Raw genomic sequence first — 20,087 nt, forward strand, 5'->3', positions numbered from 1 at the left:
CTACTTACGGGACCACTTCAGCACACAGTAATAGGCGCGGAAGCCTTGGGATGTGGCTAGCCCCAAATCTCCGCACGGGCATCGAGCGGAGCCAATGTTCGTACTGAAGCTAGCTGAGGCTTTCGATGAACCTGGATGGATATTGCCTGCGAGCATCGCCCCACGGCATGATGCGAGAAAGAGGGTAGGACATGTATATCAATCGCTTAGAGCGGGTAACAGCAACAAACGCATTTCGTGACTCTTCCTGCAGTTGACTCTGCGTCTTGGCCCTCCAATCTGGAAAAGTTCCCTCAGCCATTCCAGCAACAAACACGACATCAAACTCAAGCCCCTTAGCCGCATGTACTGTGAGGAGAGCAACACCTTCCCGGGCAGACTTCTGTGTCACACCTAGTGCCTTGCTACTCAAAAAGGCGCTAAGAGACGCAGAGCCGCCGGCAGACCTCAGGTACTGATCCCATTCTTCGCGGAACACAGCTACGTCTTCGTAGACGGCAAGTCTGTCCTCTTCACTCATCGCATCAGCGTAAGCCTCCAACTCCGCGAAACCGGGCATTAGATCGAGGCGGGAAGTGATCTTGATGATGCCTTCCAACGCCCTCACAATAGCTACCGAACGATCGCCAGTCGTTGAAGCGGACAGGGAGCGCACGTAACTCAGACCGTCAACATCAACAGCGCTGAGCTGCGACACGCCCCATCGCTTCGCGAGGCTTGCGGCATGGAGTCGATCACGCGGGTTTGCCAACAGACGAAGTGCCAATTGGAAATCTTCGACAAGATCCGATTCGTTCTCATGATTGGCTGAAAGCCTCTTGTAATACGGGATACTTCGCTGCTTCAACTCACCCTCAACTTTTAGCAGTGCAAAGCGCGTTCGCCCCAAAACAGCACACTTTGATGGAGTTATGGCACCTTCAACGTCCCGATCTCCCACAAGGAAAAGTCGCTCAAGCTCCTCGCAAATCAACCTTGCCTCATTAATTTCGTCCCGACCAACCAGCACTTCGGCTCGTCCAGCAATCGGCAGCTGCATTGCTACCATGTAGTTGCTGTCCAGTTTCTGTGCCAAGCGAACAACTGCCTGAGATGACCGATAGTTTGCCGTCAACTCAACCCGCTTCGGCGAGAACTCCTCGCCGAATCGATGCATGTACTCAGGACCTGAGGTATTGAAACCGTAAATCGATTGCCGAGGGTCGCCCACCATCATTAGATTTCTGAACCCGCCTGAGCACAGGGCAGAGATTACGGCATACTGCGCCTCGTTCATGTCCTGCGCTTCATCTATGCAAACATACTGGTAAAGACGCCGGTACAGGTTGCCCAGGCTCGGATTCTCAATAATCACCCTGTAAGTTAGAAGCAGAAGATCATCGAAGTCATAGGCATTACTGGCACGCATACCCGCCTCGTAAGCATCGAACACTCGGCGAGCCATTTCATCCTCGATTACCGCGCAGGTGATCGGGTGAGATTTAATGTATGAGATCCAGTTTAGCCAATCATCAACCTTTCCAGCTCTAGACTTGCTGTCACCTTCTGAATCGAGTTCAGCCACAAGCAACGGATCTTCTTCGATTCCGCGCAGCAGCACGTCGCGCCGATCCTTGATTTGCTCAAAGATGTTTGGCGTCCCCTCAATTCCAACAAATTTTCCGCGCTCAATCAGAACCTCAAGGCAGAAACCGTGCAGTGTCCCAATGAATGCGCGGTCGCGAAGCACACCTAGATCCTGCAGCCGTTCCCTCATCTCATCAGCCGCCTTGTTGGTGAAGGTCAGTGCGAGCACACGAAAATGACCGGGTACTCCAGTGAGAAGGCTCCTAATACGCTCGGTAAGGACTCGTGTCTTTCCAGATCCGGGGCCAGCAACAACCAGCAAAGGACCATCAACATGATCAACGATGATGCGCTGCTCGGAAGATAGCGTTGCTGCGATCGAACTATTCATGCCTTCTCCAATCCTTCAGAAACACTGACAAGTGCAAAGAACTTTGCAATAGTTGAGGGGAACCGTTTGGCAGGATCGGGAAGGGCGATGATCGTCGTTGCTAGGTGCTTCGATACGCTGGTCTTTGCAGCAGATATTGCATCTAGCGCGGCCCGCTCGCGCCCGCCCGCTGAAAGGTAATCTCGCACAACATTCCCTCGCTTCTTTTGGCCATTGAGGTCTTTGATGAAGCCATCCAAGTAACCCGGGGTGCCGCTCATGGAATCTAAAGCCACCTCGATCTCCTTGACATATCCTTCAGCGATAAGCGCAGATTCGAAATTTTGGCCCGCCGGGTGTACAACAACGCGAGGATTCATATCAGACCCCGGCTCTCCAACTTTTTTAAGTGCAGCATCAAGCTCTTTTACGGGCTGCGATTCGCCATCGGCAAAAATATACCAGGGAATCCCCAGCGTCTTGGCCAAATAGAGAAACGGGAAGTAGTTGGTTCCATTTGCACGGACAAAGCAGAATCCAAGTTCGTGAATACTCGCGCCCCAGTACTCCTGAGCCCACAGGGGCAGCGCCTGCTCCTCGGTTTGACCTTCAAAGAGGACCAAGGCCCGCGCGAAGAGAATATCTCCACGAGTATCAATGACCGTTTCCTGAAGCTGCCGAACATCGTTAGGATCCTTCAAGCCACTTACATCGACCTTGCTAACTACTGTAGCACCAGCTTTCTTGATGAATAGACGCAGCTCATCCAGTTGTGCCTGGCCTGCCAAGTAGGGCGAGTGTGTACTCACGACTCGCTGACCAGGAATCTTCTTGATGTGGCCAAACAAAGACCGCTGCGCCTGAGGGTGAAGGTGCGATTCTGGCTCTTCGAGCGCAAGGATTGAATGGAAGCGATCACCGCTCATCGTGGCATTTCGATGACGCCAGGACGCAAATGCACGAAACACCAACAACGACGCCAAACTGCGCGTACCCATCCCATGCCTTGCAAGAGGGAACGACTGCGCACCTTCTATGCCGAACGAGACATCAACCCCTTTTGAGAGATCGCGGAGCTTTCGCGCTACAGGCGATATTTCAACACCACCGCTATCGGCAGACACCACGCTTTGGAGTCCGGAGAGGTTTTCCTTGAGATGACGGAGGATCTCACTTTTATCAACGATAGCCTGATTAATATCAGACAGTGTCTGCTCCATCGCCGCAATATCCGCGGGGTCAAGGCCGAGGTCCTCAGTAAGTCGCCGCCAGAATGAACCCTGGCGCTTCAAGTCTTCGCTTAGATCGCGCTTAGCATCTATATAGTGGAGCGCGATTGGCTCTATTTGACCGGAGGCTATAGAGCGATCATTGACTGGAGTTCCAAGCCAACCATCGAATGTTCGCCACTCTTTGAGGAACTTGCGCTCCATAACATACTCTCCACGCACGGCGCTCCAGGCTAGCGTCGTGCGGATCGGAGTAAATTCATGGAAGTCTTTATCATCCGTAGCGATTCCATGGGTGCCCCACAGGCTCGTCCAGAAGCTTCCCGCTGGATAAGTGGAAAGCACCCTCCCATCGTCATCGACTGGTCGTATCAAGATATCGATAGTGATCAGGCGCGTCTTGGGCGCAGCAGCTTCTGCTGGCTCGAGTCGCACATCATCCGCACCTAAGGCCTTCCGGCCGACGCCAATTGCGGCGAACATGGCATCTAGAAAGCTTGTCTTCCCTGCATTATTGGCACCAATGAGTACAGTGAGGTCACTGAGCTCGACCTCGATGTTGGCAAGCGACCTGAAATTGCTCACCCGCACTGCCGTCACCGCAATCCCGCTATCCTTGCCGTAAGTTGTCATCATTCATTTCCAGAGTAGTACCGTCAGAGCAAGTGTTGTATATCAAGCCACATAACTCACTCGCGCATGCTCTTAGTGGCCACCCAATCCAGCCCCAAGTCCCGTGTATTAATGTAGCGCGTTCTGATACACAAGGCTCGCACTCACCGAGAAGTCTTGGCATTCAGTCACACGGGCCATAAGACTAGACCGAAGCTGATCTAGGCTGGACGGTGGCCTTGCGCGACAATCTTGCGCTGCCTGGAATTGAATCCATCAAGGGAAGAGTAGGGGAGAGGGCTTCGCTACCAGATCCTCCACATCGGCTATCCCAGAAGAATCCCTCCGATGGGCGCAAAGCGGCCGCCACTTCCGCCCCAACCGATGGTCAGAACCGGGACTTTGTATACCTTGATGGCTATCGCTTCGCGAGCCATTTCTCCTTGCAATCAGTCAGGCAGCCGCACCTGGACTTACTCGCTGATTTGGCGGCCAGGTTTCGTCGAGCTCCGGGTTGCGGCGGATCAGCAGTTGGCAATAGTGGTTCATGGCTCGATTGTTTCTTTGGGAGATGGAACTGGGTCGTCAGAATTCTTCGCGGCGCTCGGTCAGATGCCTTGGAGTTCAAGTTAGAGGTGTACCGACAAACGGCCGGCGGCTACTGGAATGCATCCGTGCGGCTCGTTCGGCGAGCGGCGGCGTCTCAGGGTCCGCCAAGACAACGACAGACCGGAGACGTCCCAGGTGTCAATAACGGCCCAACCAAACATTTCGCATAATATATATTATGTTCCCGCCAGGATGCCAGCCCAAGCCCTACAACCCAGACCGCTCCCGGCACCGCTGCCAGCCACCTTCTTTGGCTGACACCTGCTCCCAGCCGTTACCCAGCTTCCGCATGGCCTGTCCACCAACGCACGCCACGCCTGTTCGCCTGGCTTCTGGACTGCCCAGCGCCGGCAGTCGAACCGCGTCATCAGATGGACCCGGCCTACCAGTGCGCCGCGCTTCTGCCTGTAGTGTGTCGGCCTCAACGCGGTCGCAGAACCGCTTAAAGCCTGGCTGCAGATGCTTCGGCCACCGGTACTGCTCACAGTTGAACGGCGTCGTACTTTTGGCCATCGAGTTGTGGACTGGTCTCGGCGCGGCCGGAATTGGCTTCGCCTTTGGCCCCTTGGCTGTGTGGATCTGCGCGCCGACCGGCGTGCTGACGAGTAACGCGAAGCGCAACAGACTTTTGCGGATATCCATGTCCACCCCCCTGGTGCCTGGATCATAGCGGCAACCCTCTGTACCCACCGGCGTGACACGTCACGGAAATACGCCATCCGCCACCGCGTGGCCGTTTCAAACTTTGAAATCTGCAGCACTGAGCCCCTGCGGATCGCTCAGATTTCAAGGAGTTGGGTGGCGGAGCAGCCGGGCAGAGCCCGGCTCTACGAGTTCGCCAGTTCGTTGTTGATCAGCGCCAGTACCGCGGCCTTGCCATCCCATACCGGCATCGGATTGACCAGGTTGCGGAGCATCCGAAGATCCTGATGCCAACCCAGAGCGTCGCTCAGCTTGTGCAGCGCCTTGGTCTTGCCTGAGGTGCGCAGCCCATCAACCATCGAAGCGGCGTCCAGGCCCAGCTCGGGCAGCACCTCCAACTGCATCCGCAGCCGGCGCACGCGGCGACGCCAGCGATGCACAGCTTCGGGGTCACCGTCAGCGGCGCGCTTCTTCGCTTTGCGTGCTCGGCGCTCGCTGAGCGCCAGCGCGGATTTGATGTCGGACATCTTTACCGCCTGCCAGGGCTGGGCATCCAGCCACAATGCAGCGTCCGCCAGCTGCTTGTGCCTGCGCGAGAAGTTGGGATCCTTCCCCACCTTATTTCGCATAATGTGCTCACTGCGATGACGCAGTCGTTCTACTGCAGGCCCCAAATCCAAGGCTGGATGCTGTTTTTGCAGCCGTTCGGCAGCTTCAGTCACCACGTGTGCGTCACGCATGTCCGAAAGGCTGTCGCCTAGTCGCTGCAGGTCCACATCCGCGCGATCCAGATCAAGCGCGCTGCCTTCCAGCAACGCCAGTAACGCGCGCAGACGCCGAATCGCCTTGCGTGCGGAATGGATCGCCTGCTCAGGTGACTCCGTAGGCGCAAGGCCCTGCAGGATCAGCGCACCCTCGCGTCGCGCCAACGCTCTGGCCCTCTCCCCTACTCCCTGTTTGGACATTGGCAGACTCTCGCTCGATCCAGAAACGGATGTGACGCGTCACGGAAATGGACTGCGAATGCGCTCAACTTCCTGCCAGCGTATTGATCTCCGCGCATTCCACCACATCAGGTGGCGTTGGCATCGCCGCCAGCGCCAGCATCGCCCGGCCGATGGCTTCGTTACTGGTCGCCATTCCTGGAGTGAGCTTCTGCGCCAGCTTCATCATCGGACCACCCAGTGCATACAGCGGCTTAAGTGCGCCATGACGCGTGCCAGTACCTTCCACCGGTCGTACGCCGCCAGGACGCAGCATCACCGTGGTGATCGGCAACTGCGCGAGTGCATGCTCTGTCTCACCCTTGATCCGTAGCGGCATCATGTGACTGTCCGGGTCCGCGTACGCCCCCGACACGTAGAGGAACCGCCCTTCGGGATTGGCTCCGGCCCACGCCCGGGCCACCGCCAAGGTGGCGTCCAGGGTGACCTTTCGATACTCCGGCTCCGGTGTGCCGACAGGCGGCGCGCCGGCACAGTAGAAGCAGGCGTCGAACCCAACCAGCAGCGATGCCACATCTGAAGCGCGCTCAAAGTCCGGCAGCACGATCTCCTCCACGCCGGCCGGCGCGTCGCCGCCTTTGCGCACCAATACAGCGAGGCGCTCAACCGCCGCCGAGGCCTGGCAGGCTCTGAGCACGCCCTGCCCCACCAATCCGGTTGCGCCGGTCACCAGAATTTTCATCGCGTTACGCCCACAGAACTTCCGGGCTCAGACTATCACCCGACCCGGGTGACGCTCCTGTGGTTGCCGCAATCAACCCGTGGCCAATCCGTCTTCGCGCCTGACGTCCTGACCGAGCACCACCTCGCCATCCTCCTTCGTAAACGGCGCGGGCAGTGGCGGCAGGATATCCACGACCACTTCAGACGGCCGGCACAAGCGCGTGCCCATGTCGGTCTGCACGAAGGGGCGATTGATGAGAATCGGGTGGGCCATCATGGCATCAAGCAGAGCGTCGTCGGTCAACGCTGGATCGTCCAATCCCAGTTCAAGATAGGGTGTGCCTTTCTCGCGGATGGCACTCCGAACGTCCAATCCTGCGACTGCAATCAACTCAACGAGGCGTGCTCGGCTGGGTGGGTCGACCAGATACTCAATGACCTGGGGCTCAATGCCTGCGTGGCGAATCAAGGCCAACGTGTTTCGCGAGGTTCCGCACGATGGATTGTGATAGATGACGGCGTTCATGCGCTCTCCTCTTCATTCGATACAGCCTCGATGACGCCGGCAGCTGCAGCCAATGCGGCTGCTTCGACTGCACCCTTTCGTTCGCTGTAGCGCTCGACGAGATAGTCGCTGCGGCCGCGAACCAGCAGGGTGAACTTGACCAGTTCTTCCATCACATCCACTACGCGATCGTAGAAGGCAGAGGGCTTCATTCGCCCTTCGTCATCAAATTCCTGCCAGGCCTTTGCGACCGAGGACTGGTTCGGGATGGTGACCATGCGCATCCAACGGCCGAGCACGCGCAGTGCGTTGACCACATTGAACGACTGGGAGCCACCGCAGACTTGCATTACTGCCAGCGTGCGGCCTTGGGTCGGGCGCACGCTCCCCTCTTCCAGCGGGAGCCAGTCGATCTGGTTCTTGAATACCGCCGTCAATGTTCCATGGCGTTCCGGGCTGACCCACACGTGGCCCTCTGACCATAGTGAGGCCTGCCGCAGTTCCTGCACCTTCGGATGGGATGCCGGCACAGAATCGAGCATCGGCAACTCGTGGGGATCGAACAGACGGGTTTCCGCGCCCAGGTGCTCCAGCAGCCTTTGCGCCTCCAGTGCCAGCTTGCGACTGAAGGACTGTGGCCTCAGCGATCCGTAAAGGATCAGACTGCGCGGAGGGTGCGATGGGGTGTTCGACTCTCTCAGTTTTTCGACCGTTGGCACGTCCAGGGCACCTGGAACGACGTTGGGAAGCGATGGCATGGGGTTGCTCCGGCACCTTGATTCGACTATTCTAGAAATATGGAACACAACAGCGCAACCCATGCCTTGGCCGCCCTGGGTCATCAAAGCCGCCTCTCCATCTTCCGGCTACTGGTGCGGGCAGGCGCTGGGGGCAAGCTGGCAGGCGACATTGCCTTGGCGCTCTCGCTGCCCGGTGCCACGCTCTCGTTCCATCTGAAGGAACTGATGGCGGCTGGCTTGATCACAGCCGAGCAGCGCGGCCGCACGATCTGCTACCGCGCCCAGTTTGAAGCGATGACCGCACTGGTGGACTACCTGACCGAGAACTGTTGCGCCGACGACCAAGCCTGCAACCGACCGGCTGGCTGCTGACCCACCCTTTTCGCCGTTTCTTCTGGACTCATGATGGCCGCTGATTCCCCACGCCTGTCCTTTCTGGACCGATACCTTACGCTTTGGATATTCCTGGCGATGGCATTGGGCGTCAGCATCGGCGCGATGTTCGAAGGCGTGGCCAACGGGCTCCAGCGCCTCTCGATTGGCACAACCAACATCCCGATCGCCATTGGCCTGATCTTGATGATGTATCCACCACTGGCCAAGGTGAAGTACGAAGAGCTGCCGCAGGTGTTCGCCGATAAGCGGGTACTGATGCTCTCGCTGGTGCAGAACTGGATCATCGGTCCCTTCCTCATGTTCGGATTGGCGGCGCTGTTCCTGCGCGACCACCCCGAGTACATGACCGGTCTGATCCTGATCGGCCTGGCGCGCTGCATCGCGATGGTATTGGTCTGGAACCAGCTCGCGCGCGGAGATGGGCAGTACGTAGCGGGGCTTGTGGCCTTCAACTCGCTCTTCCAGATCGCGCTGTTCAGCGGGTACGCGTGGTTCTTTCTCTCGTGGCTGCCGCCCGTGTTCGGCCTGCAAGGCAGCGTGATCGACGTCAGCTTCTGGACCATAGCCGAGGCAGTCCTGATCTATCTGGGCATCCCCTTCCTCGCAGGCTTCCTCACCCGACGCTGGCTCAAGGCGCGCAAAGGGGTGCATTGGTACGAAGAGACGTTCCTGCCGGCGATCAGCCCGATCACACTGGTGGCTCTGCTCTTCACGATCGTTGCCATGTTCAGCCTGAAGGGAGGCGACGTGTTGCGTATCCCGATGGATGCAGTGCGGATCGCAGTTCCACTGATGCTTTACTTCGTCATCCAGTTCGTCCTGAGCTTCTTCATGGGCAGGCTCATTGCCAAGGACTATCCGCGTACGACCGCGATTGCCTTTACTGCAGCCGGCAACAACTTCGAACTGGCCATCGCGGTTGCCATTGCCGCCTTCGGCTTGGCCTCGCCGGTCGCGTTCGCGGCGGTCATGGGTCCGCTGGTGGAGGTGCCGGTACTGATCCTGCTGGTCCATGTCGCCCTGCGGCTGGGCAAGCGTTTTTTCCCTGCCATCCTCACTCCATGAGCGACGGGTGCTGCTCCACGAACGCATCAAGACGTTTCCGCTGAGCAGCGTCCAGACTACGATCCAGACGACGCAAGGCTGCCAGCCAATCTGCCGTATCGGTTGGCAGTGCTTCCTGCATCCGTGTCATGAAATCCATCAGATCGAACGGCGGCTTGGCCGTGCGGGGTCCTGTCAGTACCGCGCGGCTGCGTGCCATCGGATCGGCGGTCTCCGCTTCGAAAGCTTTCCAGGCAGCCGCCTGCTCAGGTCGTAGTTGCAGCGATTGTTTCAATTCGGCGCGCCGCTTCAACCAGCGATCGCGTTCGGCATCCAGTTGCTTGTCCGCGTCTGCGCCGGGCGGCGGCAGCGGCATGTCGTTGGCCTCAAATTCGCCGAGCGCTTTACGTTGTGCTGCATCCAATTGCGGATACAGCCAACGCAGTGCGTCCACCATCACCCGCTGCTCCGTGGCCTGCGCAGATTGCCAGCGACTCAATAGCGCCAGGTCATCCAGCAGTCTGCCGTGACGGTGGGTCTCGCTCTCCACCTGCAGATCCGCCATGCGCGCGTCCGGCCCGGTCATGCGCTGCTCGAACCCTTTCCACAGCGCCGCCTGGTCCGGGCGGATCTGCATCACGGCGTGAAGTTCCTGCACCCTGTCAGCACGCAGGCGGGTCTGCTCCTGCAGAAAGGCCGCGCGACCCTGCACGCCAGTCGGTGGTGCCGCAGCACCACCGGCTGCAGATGTCAGCAACGCCAGAGCAACCATCGCCACGGCATACCAACGTGGCCGGTTCCGGTCCGAAGGGAGCATCAGCGGCCTCGTGGCGCGACAGGTGTTCCGGCATTCTAGCGTGGTCAGGGGGCCGGCGTATTGAGCAGCTGCTGCTCCCACAGATAGGCCACGCCACTGCCGGCGGCGTGGTACTTGAACACCTCGGTCAGCGCTTCCACGTGCTCCAGTCGGGCCCAGTCGCGCTGCCATTCGGCCGCCACGGCCACCCAGGTCATGACGTTGGCACCGGCTGCGATCATGCGCTGGATGGCCACTTCGTGCGCCTCGACCGACACCGCACCGCAGGCGTCGGTCACCACGGTCACGTCCCAGCCCTCGCCCAGCGCCTGGATGACCGGCATGGCCACGCAGATCTCGGTCCACAGGCCGGCAATGATCAGCTGCTTGCGGCCGGTGGCCTTGACCACGTCGACCACGGCGGGATCTTCCCAGGTATTGATGAATGTGCGGTCGATGACCTTCTGGTCCGGGAACACGTCGGTGATGTGCGGGAAGATGAGGCCACCACGCTCGGCGATCACGCTGGTCAGAATCGTGGGCACGTCGAAGGCTTTCGCCACCTTGGCCAGTGCAGTGGCGTTGTTGACCACCGCTTGCGGGTCGTGGCTGTTGAGATTGGCCAGCTGATACGGCTGATGGTCGATCAGCACGACGACGGAGTCTTCAGGACGAAGAAGCGAGGAGAGACCGTTACGGAAAGCCATGAATGCATCCTTTGCTGCAATAAGGGGATAGCGCCCGCTCGGCGGTGACCCGCTGGGGCCTGAAAACCTTGTCATCACGCCACGTCCGGCGGTAGGCACAGCGGCCGCGCAACTGTGTCGCGCTCGCTGCAACACCCTCCCCCGTGCGGGTATGTCAGGATGCAGACTCAGCTGGAGGGCCCGGTGTGGATATCGAAGATCTGCGAACGTTCGTGGAAGTGGCAGACGCGGGTGGCGTCTCGCCGGCAGCGCGACGACTGGGCATCTCCAAATCGATTGCCAGCCGTACCCTCGCCCGGCTGGAGGCCGAACTCGGCGTGCAGTTGCTGGCACGCACCACGCGCGGCGCAGCCTTGACCGAGGCCGGTGCCCTCTTCCGGGAGCACGCCGCGAAGGCCTGTGCGGAGATCGACCAGGCGCGCGAGGCGCTCCAGCCTGAGGGCGAACTGCGCGGCAGATTGCGCATTGCCCTGCCCCTGACCTTCGGGCCGACCCATTTTGCTTCGGTCCTGGCGGAACTGGCCGTACGCCACCCGCATCTGCAGGTGCACACCTATTACAGCGACCGCTTCGTGGACCTGGTCAACGAGGGCTTCGACTGCGCGATCCGCGCGGGGTATCTGGCTGACTCCAGTCTGGTCGCCCGATGCGTGGGCCCCCTGCACGGCAAGCTGGTGGCCAGCCCCGCCTACATCGCGGCCAACGGTGCGCCGGAAACACCGGAAGAACTGGCTCAACATGAGGCCCTCATGCAGGGCACCGAGCCCTGGCAGTTCGTGGACGGCGACAAGGTGGTCACGGTCCGGCCGCAGGGCCGCTTCAAGGCCGACAACGGCACTGCGCTGGCGGTGGCGGCCATCGCCGGGCTGGGCGTGGCCTGGCTGCCCGATGCCATCGTGGAGGAGCACGTGGCCAATGGAACGCTGCAGGTCGTCATGCCGCGCTATCCACCGCCGTCGGCGGGCATCTATGTGATCCGCCCGCCGGGGCGGCACCCGTCACGCAAGGTGCGGGTGCTGACTGAACTGCTGATCGAATGCTTCGATCAGGCACCACACCTGGATCGCATCAGAACCCGCGCATGATCCCGAGGAATACCGTGGCGCTGCCGTCGGTGTCGCGCTCGATCAAGGGGCTGTCGGTGATCTTGTCCGGCAGCAGCTTGTACTGCGCGAAGCCCATCATGCTCCACTTCTCGCCGAGCGGCCGGAAGTAGCTCACGCCGACATGCGGCACGGTCACGCTGCCGGGGCGGTAGTCGACCACGCCACGGGCCACTTCTTCCTTGAGCGTGCCGTAGTAGTAGTTGCCCATGTCTTTGGACTGCCAGGTGACGCCCACGTTCGGGGTCAACTGGCCCTTGCCCACGCCGAAACCATAGCCGTACTGCAGCGAGGCCTCCTGTCCGCCACTGGCGTCGGTGACATCGGCCAGGGCTTCGAACTCCAGTTCACCGAAACTGCCGCGCCAGACCAGCTTGGTGCCCAGGTCCAGACCCTTGTCACGGTCGTCCAGCAGGCGGTAGTCAATGCCGTTGTCGGCCAGTTCGCGGGGACCGAGGTCTTTCACGTCGAAGCCATCCATGCGCATCTTGGCCACGACGGCTGCATTGAAGCTGTTGTTCTCGATGAACTTCCAACCTGCAGTGAGACCTTCCACATAGAAGTGATCACCGTTGTAGCCCAGCAGCGGGAATGGCATCACCTTGGTGCCCTCCCCTGCGTACGGGCTGTCTGTTACCACCGCGCCCAACCCCAGGCCCCAACGCGGCGGGCCCTGCTCGCCCGGGTTGCCATCGTCGCCCTGTTGGGCGAGCGCGCTGAACGAAAGCCCGCAGGCCAGTACGGGAAACAGGAACTTGATCATGAGTTGCCGGACCTCTCCAGATGGGGTGCCCAGCGTGGCGCGGCGATGTCGCTGAAATGTCGCGCGAAGTAGCCTCCGCGTGAATGCGTGCTGACCGCTCAGGGAATCTCGATGCAGCTGGCGCGCATGTCCAGCGTGGCACGGGTGCCGTCGGTTGAAGAATCAATGCCCAGCGTCCAGCCAAAGTGGTCGCAGATGCGCCCGATCAGGAACAGGCCCAGCCCTTGCCCACGCGCAGGCGAGCCCTGCCGCAGCAGGTCGCGATAGCGGCGTGCCGCTTCGGCCGGATCAAACCCGCTGCCCGAATCGCTGACCGAGAGCACACCCTTCGCCAGTGCGATGCGCACGATGCCCTGGCGGGTGTTTTCGATGGCGTTGCGGATGAGGTTGCTGGCGGCAATGCGGATCATGGCTTCGGGGGCAGCCACAAACGTGGGCTCCATTTCACCCAGCTGCAACCGGGTGTCCCTGCCCGGCAGCAGATGCTCGTGGTCGTGCAGCAGCCGTGGCAGCAGGTCGTGCAAGGCCGTGACATCACCGTGACCGCCTTGTGGGGGTGCCTCCCGCGCCAGATACAACAGCGCCACCATGGTCTCGGACAGATCCTCCACCGCGTGTTCGATCCGCACCAGCGGCGCGTTCGCGGCTGCGGGTAACGGCTGTTGCTTGAGGACATCCACCGCCCCCGCAATGACCGCAATCGGCGTACGGAACTCATGGCTGGCCTGGTCAAGCAGGCTGCGCTCGCGCTCGATGAACTGCGCCACGCGATCCAGATGTGCGTTGCTGGCGCTGGCAATGACCTGGATCTCTTCGCGTTTGTAGTCGGTCGGCAGGCGCGCCTGCGGGTCGCCGGGATTCATGGCCTGCATGCGCCTGGCCAGGTCGTGCACGGGACGGACCAGGTTGGCATGCAGCCAGACGATGAAGCCGGCAATCACGCCGGCAAAGCAGAACACCCACAGCGCGCTGTAGCGGGAATAGCGGTTCTGGGTGCGCTCCAGCGAATCGATCTCCACCCGGGTGATCAGCCTGCCATGGGGCAGCGCGGTGATCAGCGCGTGGTAGCTGGGGTCGCCGCCGGGGTCGGCGAACTCCGAATGCGAGACCATCGACGACTCGGAACTGTAGATGCCCGGCGGCAGGTCGGCGAGGTAGGCCGGCGCGCCTGCCCTGCCCTCGCCCCCATTTTCGACATACCAAGACCGGATCATGCCGCGCTGCGGCAGCTCCACCACCCGCCCCTCCTTCACCAGTGCGGCGTGATCGTCCGCGATGGAGCGCATCAGGTCGCTCCAGTAGCGATCTTCCATCAGCAGCTGCCCGCTGAAGTTGGTCACGCCGATGGCGAGCAGCATCTGCAACCCCAGCATGATCAGCGCCACGCTGGCCCACCAATGCAGGCTGCGACCTCGCCGGCGGCGGGACTCAGTCACGTTCGCACAGCCGGTAGCCGGATCCGGACACCGTATGCAGCAGCGGCACCTCGCCATCGGTCTCAATGGCTCGGCGCAGCACATACATGTGGGAGCGCAGCAGGTCGGTGCCGGGTACGGCGTCGCCCCAGGCGGCATTCTCGAGACGGTCGCGACTGACTACCTGCGGACTCTCACGCATCAGCAGTTCAAGCAGGCGGCGCCCGGTACGGGTCAGGGTCACCGGGCGGCCGGCGCGATGCGCCTGCAGGGTGCCTAGGTCAAACTCCAGATCGGCCACCTGCAGTATGTTGGCCGGCGTGACAATCTGCCGCCGGCGCGCCACCAGCGACCGCAGCCGCACTTCGATCTCCGGCAGGGCCACCGGCTTGACCAGATAGTCGTCCAGGCCCGATTCAAATCCGTCGATCTTGTCCGCCACCTGGTCCCGCGCGGTGAGCATGATGACCGGCACCAGGCTTTTGGCCTCGCCACGCAGGCGGCGCAGCACGCTCAGGCCGTCCATGCGCGGCAGATTCCAGTCCAGCACGATGGCGTCGTAGCTGTTGCTGGCGGCCAGATGCAGGCCGGAGACGCCGTCGGGCGCGGCGTCCAGGCGATGACCGCAGGCCTCCAGATAGTCGTAGAGGTTCGCCGCCAGTTGGGCGTTGTCTTCAATGATGAGGATCGAAAGCGCTGTAGACGTCATGGCAGAAGAGACCGCATCCCATCAGAAGTGTGGCCCATCAGCACCAGCAGGGAATGCAGGCACTCTAGCACGGCAAAAACCGTGCTTGCGGCGAGCGCCAGCAGGCCGGCGTTGAGGGTGAGCTTGAGGGCCTTGTACAGCCCGCGGTGGCGCTCCTTCAGGCGCAGGCCACGGGCCCGCACCGGCCCCAGCACGCCGAACAGCCAGCTGATCGGCCCCTGCCGGTCTTCAGGCGTGTTGGGCACGGTCATGCCGCGCGCCAACCCGGCATACAGGCGATTGAAGAGGCGGCCGGGCCATGCCATCGGGCGCTCCACGTCACACATCAGAATCACGCGCACGGCATCAGTGTTGTTCTTGACGTAGTGCGGATAGGTTTCGTCGAACACGAAATCCTGTCCATTGCGCCAGGCGATCGGATGGCCGTCCACGCAGATGAAACAGTCGTCGGACTCCGGAGTATCCAGCCCCAGGTGATAGCGCAGCGAGCAGGCCAGCGGATCGGAATGCAGGCTGAGCTCCGAGCCCGGTGGAAGCACCGAGAACATCGCCGCGCGCACGCCCGGGATGCCCTCCACCAGCCGCACCGTGGACGGGCACAGGCGCTCGGCCGATGCGTGCGCGGGCCCATACCAGGTCAGGTAGAAGCGACGCCAGCCGCGCTTGTGGAAGGTGCGGAACCCCACGTCGTCATGCCCTGCCGTGCCCGGTGCAGAGGCAGCCTCGATGTCGCCGGAGGCGTGCAGGGCCATCGCCTCGTCGCGGATGCGACGCCAGTTGCGGCGCAGGCGATGGATGCCATCGAGGTAGTGCGGTTCCACCACCGGCCGCCTTGCCTCGCGTTTCGTGGCCAGATACAGCAGGCAGTTGAACGGCGCGAACAGCGGCCAGCTTTTGCGCAGGTACTGGCCGAAGCCTGCGTAGCGGACCTGGCCGCGATACCGATACACGTACACCACCGCGACCACGGCATACACCAGCAGCGCGATCATGATCCAAAGCGCAGCGCTCATGTCGACACCTCCGCCGCAACGGCGGGCTGCCCCGGCCGCTGGGCCCACCTGCGAAGCCACTGCACGGCGTCGTCCATCAGGCAGTACGCCACCGGCACCACCAGCAGGCACAGCACGGTGGAGCTGAGCAGCCCGCCCATCACCACAACGCCCATCGGCGCGCGGAAGCTGGGGTCTGCCCCCCAACCCAGTGCGACCGGCAGCATGCCCGCCCCCATTGCCAGCGTGGTCATGACGATCGGACGTGCGCGCTTGCGGCAGGCATCGATCACCGCCTGCCTGCGCGGCAGGCCGTGGTCGCGGCGGGCGATGACGATGTAGTCCACCAGCAGGATGGCGTTCTTGGTGGTGATGCCCATCAACATGATCAGGCCGATCATCGACGGCATCGACAGCGTCTGCCCGGCGATCCACAGCGCCAGGAACGCGCCCGGCAAGGAGAGGCACAAGGCGACCAGCACGGTGAGCGGCTGCGCGAAGTCCTTCAACAACAGCACCAGCAGCATGTACACGCACAGCACGCCGGTGCCCATCGCCAGCGCAAACCCAGCCACCAGCTCGCCCATCACTTCAGCGTCGCCTGCAGCGGCGTGCTGGATGCCCCGCGGCAGCTGCGTCAGGCTGGGCAACGCCATTGCCTGACGCTCCACCTCGCCCAGTGGCTGCCCGTTCAGTGCGACCTGCAGAGTGACATTGCGCTGGCGGTCGTAGCGGGTCAGCTCGGCCGGACCACTGCGCAGCTCCAGCTGCGCGACGCTTTCCAGCGGCACTGCCCCGCGCGCGCCGGGCACGGGCAGGCGACGCAGTGTGTCGAGGTCATCGCGGGCACTGTGCTGCAGCCGCACCACCACCGGCACCTGTCGGCTGCTCAGGTTGAGCTTGGCCAGGTCCTGGCGATAGTCGCCCTGGGTCGCCACGCGCAAGGTATCGGCGATGGACTGCGCATTGACACCCAGATCGGCCGCCCGTGCGAAGTCGGGACGGACCACCAGTTCCGGCCGCTCCAGCGCTGCCGACGAGACCACGGTGCCAATGCCGGGAATGCCGCGCAGTTCGCGTTCCACGACATGGGCGTGGCGCAGCAGTGCGTCGCCGTCGTCGCCCCTCAGCACCAGTTCCAGCCCCTCACTGTCGCTGCCTACGCCTACACGTACCCCCGTCAGCCCGACCAGCGCGTCGCGGAGCTCGGCTTCGATGGCCTGGCGGGTGATGCCGTCACGTTCCGCGCGCGGCCGCAGGGTGACGGTCAGGGTGGCGATGTTGACGCTCGCAGTGGGCGCTTCGCCATCGGGATCGCCCGAGCCGCTGCCGCCGCTGCCGATGGTGCTGTAAACGGACGCCACCTGGGCGTGGCGCGCGATGAGGGTGCGTGCCTGCTCGGCCACCGCCTGTGTGTCCAGAAGGCGGCTGCCGGGTACCAGTGTCAGGCTCACCTGCACGTGATCGCCGTCATCGGCGGGCATGAACTCGCCGGGCAGCTGCGCGGCAATTGAAAGCCCCAGCGCCACCACGGCAGCGCCGGCCGCCAACGTGCGCCGCGGGTGATGCAGGCAGGCACGCACCGCGCGCAGGTACCGTAGCACCCAGCGCGGCGGCTTCGGGCGGTGCGCGGGCGCTTTCAGCAACCATGCCGCCATCGTGGGCGTCAACATGCGGGCCACCAGCAGCGAGAACAGCACGGCGACGGCCGCGGTCCAGCCAAACTGGACGAAGTAACGCCCTACCACGCCGCCCATCAACGAGGTGGGCAGAAACACCGCCACCAGGGTCAGCGTGGTGGCCACCACGGCCAGGCCGATCTCGCTGGCGGCCTCGTCTGCGGCGCGCACTGGCGTCTTCCCCATCAACAGATGGCGCTCGATGTTCTCGATCTCGACGATGGCATCGTCTACCAGCACGCCAATGATCAGTGACAGGGACAGCAGCGACACCGTATTGAGGGAGAACCCCATCAGCTGCATCACCGCGAACGTCGGAATGGCGGACAGCGGTAGTGCGACGGCGGCGATCAGGGTCGCCCGCCAGTCGCGCAGGAAGACCAGCACCACGATCACCGCCAGCACGGCCCCTTCCACCAGCAACAGCATGGAACCGGTGTAGTTGTCGGCAATCGGATCGACGTTGGTCACCGCCTGCTGGAAGTGCACCTGGGGGTACTCGCGCTTCAGGTCAGCCAGCGCAGCGTGCACGCGGTCGGCAACGTCCAGCTCACTGGCGCCGCGAGCACGCAGCACATCGAACGCCACCACCGGCTGCCCGTCCAGCAGCGCGGCGGAGCGTGGCTCGGCAATGCCGTCCTCCACCTCCGCCACGTGGTCAAGCCGGACCCGGCGATCATCCGCCAGCGTCAGGTACAGCGAGGCGATCTGTGACGCCGTCTGTACCGTGGCAACAGTCCGCACCGATTGCTCCGCCCCCTCCAGGGCCACCCGCCCGCCAGAGGCTTCAAGCTGCGCCTGCCGCAACTGGCGCGACACATCGGCCGCGCTCGCGTTGAGGCCTTGCAGCTTGGCCGCGTCCAGGGCAACCGTCACTTCTCGATCCACGCCACCCACGCGGTTGACCGCACCGACGCCGGGCGTTCCCAGCAACCGGCGGCTGACCTGGTGATCGATCAACCACGAAAGTGCTTCGGCATCCAGCGCCGCCGACTGCAGCGCGAAGGTCAGCACCGGCTGGCTGGCCAGTTCGACCTTGCTGATCACCGGGTCCTGGAGGTCGCTCGGCAGCTGCGCGCGCACGCTGCCCACGGCATTGCGCACGTCATCCATCGCCTGCTGCACCGGCACGCCGATCTCGAACTCGGCGCTGATGCTGGCCACGCTGTCGGTCAACGTGGTGTTGAGGTGCTTCAGTCCCTGCAGGTTGGCCAGTGCGTCCTCGATCCGCCGCGCAACGTCGTTTTCCAGCTGCGACGGTGACGCGCCCGGTAGTGTGGCGGTGACCGTGATGATCGGGAAATCGATATCCGGGAAGTTCTGCACCTTCATTGCACGGAATCCGACCACACCGGCCAGCGTCAGCAGGACAAACAGCAGGGTGACCGCCACCGGGTTGCGAATCGACCAGCTCGACAGATTCCGGCTCATGGTGACGCCCCAGCGTGGCCGCGTGCATCGGCAACCCGCACCCGGTCAGCGTCATTGAGGAAGCCCAGTCCGGAGGCGATCACCGCGTCAGCAGCCTCCAAACCTTCGACGATTTCCATTCGCCCTTCGCGCTGTCGACCCACTGCCACCTTCCGCGTGGTCACAAACCCGCCCTGCCCGATCTGCATGACGAAATGAAACCCGTCGCGCATCAGCACGGCGGTCTGCGGCAGGGTCAATGCGCTGCGCTCGCCCACCAGGATGTGTCCCTGGACGAAGTCACCCGCACGCACCGCGACGGACGCAGGCAGGTCGACGTAGACCTGGCCGCTACGTGAGCTGCCGTCGATCATCGGGCCGATGCTGCGCACCGTGCCCTGCAAGGTTCCACCGTCGGCCAGGCGGATGTGCGCGGACTGACCCACCTGAAGCTGCTGCAGGTCGGCACTGGACACGACGGCGCGCCATTCCAGCCGGCCGTCACGGATCAGCCGGAACAGTTCCTGCCCGGCGGGGACGACGGCCCCGACCGTGGCACTGCGTGCGCTGATCACGCCCGCGCCCGATGCCCGCACCTGGGTCTGCTGGACGCGCAGTCGTGCCTTCTGCTCGGCGGCCTGCGCCGCCTGCAGCCGGGCCCGGGACGTCAGAGCAGCCGCCTGGTACTGGCTGACCTGCTGCCGGGACATCACCCCGGCACCGTCCAGGGCCTGTGCACGCTGGTGATTGGCGGCGGCTTCATGGGCTTCCGCGCGGGCCAGCGCCACGGCGGCGCTGGCTTCGGCGAGTTCGGCCTGCATGAGTTCCGGGCTGAAGCGCGCAAGCACCTCGCCGGGTCGGACCGTGTCGCCGACATTGACCCGCACCTCGGTCAGCAACAGACCGTTGGCTTCCGAACCGATGCTGGCCTCCTGCCATGCCGCCACCGCGCCCGTGGCGGCCACCTGCAGCGGCCAGCGTTGCAACTGCGGCTGCACCAGATTGACCGACATGACCGGCGCTGGCTCAGCGGCGGTTTCCGGCGGGCGCGAGTAACGCGTCCAGCCCGACGCAAGCAACGCGATAGCCACCAGGGCGACAGCAGCGATACGGCCAGATCTCATGGGGTGCAA

Annotated in this window: 17 protein-coding genes; 3 read left to right on the plus strand and 14 right to left on the minus strand. The window is 62.6% G+C overall.

The features are described 5' to 3' along the window. Positions 1 to 109 precede the first annotated feature (109 nt). The 6 genes from QMX83_RS03595 to arsH all read right to left on the minus strand — a co-directional run bounded on the left by QMX83_RS03595 (position 110) and on the right by arsH (position 7,958). Positions 110 to 1,957, minus strand: coding sequence for an ATP-dependent helicase (locus tag QMX83_RS03595; protein WP_282295281.1), 1,848 nt, complete (start codon positions 1,955 to 1,957; stop codon positions 110 to 112). Beyond that, positions 1,954 to 3,798 (minus strand): AAA family ATPase, encoded by a 1,845-nt coding sequence (locus QMX83_RS03600; protein WP_282295282.1) that lies wholly within the window; start codon positions 3,796 to 3,798, stop codon positions 1,954 to 1,956. The genes QMX83_RS03595 and QMX83_RS03600 overlap by 4 nt, the downstream gene beginning before the upstream one ends. A 1,415-nt stretch (positions 3,799 to 5,213) precedes the next feature. Next, positions 5,214 to 5,957: a CHAD domain-containing protein gene (locus QMX83_RS03605; RefSeq protein WP_282295283.1), complete on the minus strand. Its 744-nt coding sequence runs from the start codon at positions 5,955 to 5,957 to the stop codon at positions 5,214 to 5,216. Between the two features lie 100 nt (positions 5,958 to 6,057). Then, positions 6,058 to 6,714 (minus strand): NAD-dependent epimerase/dehydratase family protein, encoded by a 657-nt coding sequence (locus QMX83_RS03610; RefSeq protein WP_282295284.1) that lies wholly within the window; start codon positions 6,712 to 6,714, stop codon positions 6,058 to 6,060. A 72-nt stretch (positions 6,715 to 6,786) separates the two neighbouring features. Then, positions 6,787 to 7,221: an arsenate reductase (glutaredoxin) gene (gene arsC / locus QMX83_RS03615; protein WP_282295285.1), complete on the minus strand. Its 435-nt coding sequence runs from the start codon at positions 7,219 to 7,221 to the stop codon at positions 6,787 to 6,789. Further along, positions 7,218 to 7,958 (minus strand): arsenical resistance protein ArsH, encoded by a 741-nt coding sequence (arsH, locus tag QMX83_RS03620; RefSeq protein ID WP_282295286.1) that lies wholly within the window; start codon positions 7,956 to 7,958, stop codon positions 7,218 to 7,220. The genes arsC and arsH overlap by 4 nt, the downstream gene beginning before the upstream one ends. 39 nt (positions 7,959 to 7,997) lie before the next feature. Here arsH and QMX83_RS03625 point away from each other — a divergent pair, with 39 nt between their 5' ends. Both QMX83_RS03625 and arsB read left to right on the plus strand, forming a co-directional pair. Then, positions 7,998 to 8,312, plus strand: a complete 315-nt coding sequence (locus QMX83_RS03625) for a metalloregulator ArsR/SmtB family transcription factor (RefSeq protein WP_282295287.1) — start codon at positions 7,998 to 8,000, stop codon at positions 8,310 to 8,312. A 33-nt stretch (positions 8,313 to 8,345) separates the two neighbouring features. Next, positions 8,346 to 9,401, plus strand: a complete 1,056-nt coding sequence (arsB, locus tag QMX83_RS03630) for an ACR3 family arsenite efflux transporter (protein WP_282295288.1) — start codon at positions 8,346 to 8,348, stop codon at positions 9,399 to 9,401. Here the strand turns inward: arsB and QMX83_RS03635 are convergent. Both QMX83_RS03635 and QMX83_RS03640 read right to left on the minus strand, forming a co-directional pair. Next, positions 9,391 to 10,197: a hypothetical protein gene (locus QMX83_RS03635; RefSeq protein ID WP_282295289.1), complete on the minus strand. Its 807-nt coding sequence runs from the start codon at positions 10,195 to 10,197 to the stop codon at positions 9,391 to 9,393. The two genes, arsB and QMX83_RS03635, sit on opposite strands and share 11 nt — an antisense overlap. 44 nt (positions 10,198 to 10,241) lie before the next feature. Beyond that, positions 10,242 to 10,883: a hydrolase gene (locus tag QMX83_RS03640; RefSeq protein WP_282295290.1), complete on the minus strand. Its 642-nt coding sequence runs from the start codon at positions 10,881 to 10,883 to the stop codon at positions 10,242 to 10,244. Positions 10,884 to 11,068: 185 nt separating this feature from the next. On the opposite strand from QMX83_RS03640, the gene QMX83_RS03645 reads away from it, so the two are divergent. Beyond that, positions 11,069 to 11,968, plus strand: a complete 900-nt coding sequence (locus QMX83_RS03645) for a LysR family transcriptional regulator (RefSeq protein ID WP_282295291.1) — start codon at positions 11,069 to 11,071, stop codon at positions 11,966 to 11,968. Here QMX83_RS03645 and QMX83_RS03650 read toward each other — a convergent pair. The 6 genes from QMX83_RS03650 to QMX83_RS03675 form a co-directional block, all read right to left on the minus strand. After that, the gene (locus QMX83_RS03650) at positions 11,952 to 12,749 is read right to left on the minus strand and encodes a MipA/OmpV family protein (RefSeq protein ID WP_282295292.1); all 798 of its coding nucleotides are present in this window, start codon (positions 12,747 to 12,749) and stop codon (positions 11,952 to 11,954) included. The genes QMX83_RS03645 and QMX83_RS03650 overlap by 17 nt on opposite strands. Before the next feature lie 98 nt (positions 12,750 to 12,847). Further along, positions 12,848 to 14,185: a HAMP domain-containing sensor histidine kinase gene (locus QMX83_RS03655; RefSeq protein WP_282295293.1), complete on the minus strand. Its 1,338-nt coding sequence runs from the start codon at positions 14,183 to 14,185 to the stop codon at positions 12,848 to 12,850. Next, positions 14,178 to 14,873, minus strand: a complete 696-nt coding sequence (locus QMX83_RS03660) for a response regulator transcription factor (RefSeq protein ID WP_282295294.1) — start codon at positions 14,871 to 14,873, stop codon at positions 14,178 to 14,180. The genes QMX83_RS03655 and QMX83_RS03660 overlap by 8 nt, the downstream gene beginning before the upstream one ends. After that, on the minus strand, positions 14,870 to 15,886 hold the full coding sequence (locus QMX83_RS03665) for an aspartyl/asparaginyl beta-hydroxylase domain-containing protein (protein WP_282295295.1): 1,017 nt from the start codon (positions 15,884 to 15,886) through the stop codon (positions 14,870 to 14,872). The genes QMX83_RS03660 and QMX83_RS03665 overlap by 4 nt, the downstream gene beginning before the upstream one ends. After that, positions 15,883 to 18,975 carry an efflux RND transporter permease subunit gene (locus QMX83_RS03670; protein WP_282295296.1) on the minus strand — a complete coding sequence of 1,031 codons (3,093 nt, stop codon included), beginning with the start codon at positions 18,973 to 18,975 and terminating at the stop codon, positions 15,883 to 15,885. The genes QMX83_RS03665 and QMX83_RS03670 overlap by 4 nt, the downstream gene beginning before the upstream one ends. After that, a complete protein-coding gene (locus QMX83_RS03675; RefSeq protein ID WP_282295297.1) occupies positions 18,972 to 20,078 on the minus strand; it encodes an efflux RND transporter periplasmic adaptor subunit in 1,107 nt (368 codons plus the stop codon). Before QMX83_RS03675 ends, QMX83_RS03670 begins: the two co-directional genes overlap by 4 nt. Between the last annotated feature and the right edge of the window lie 9 nt (positions 20,079 to 20,087).

Source organism: Stenotrophomonas sp. PS02289 (genome assembly GCF_029960115.1).
Taxonomy (GTDB): Bacteria; Pseudomonadota; Gammaproteobacteria; order Xanthomonadales; family Xanthomonadaceae; genus Stenotrophomonas.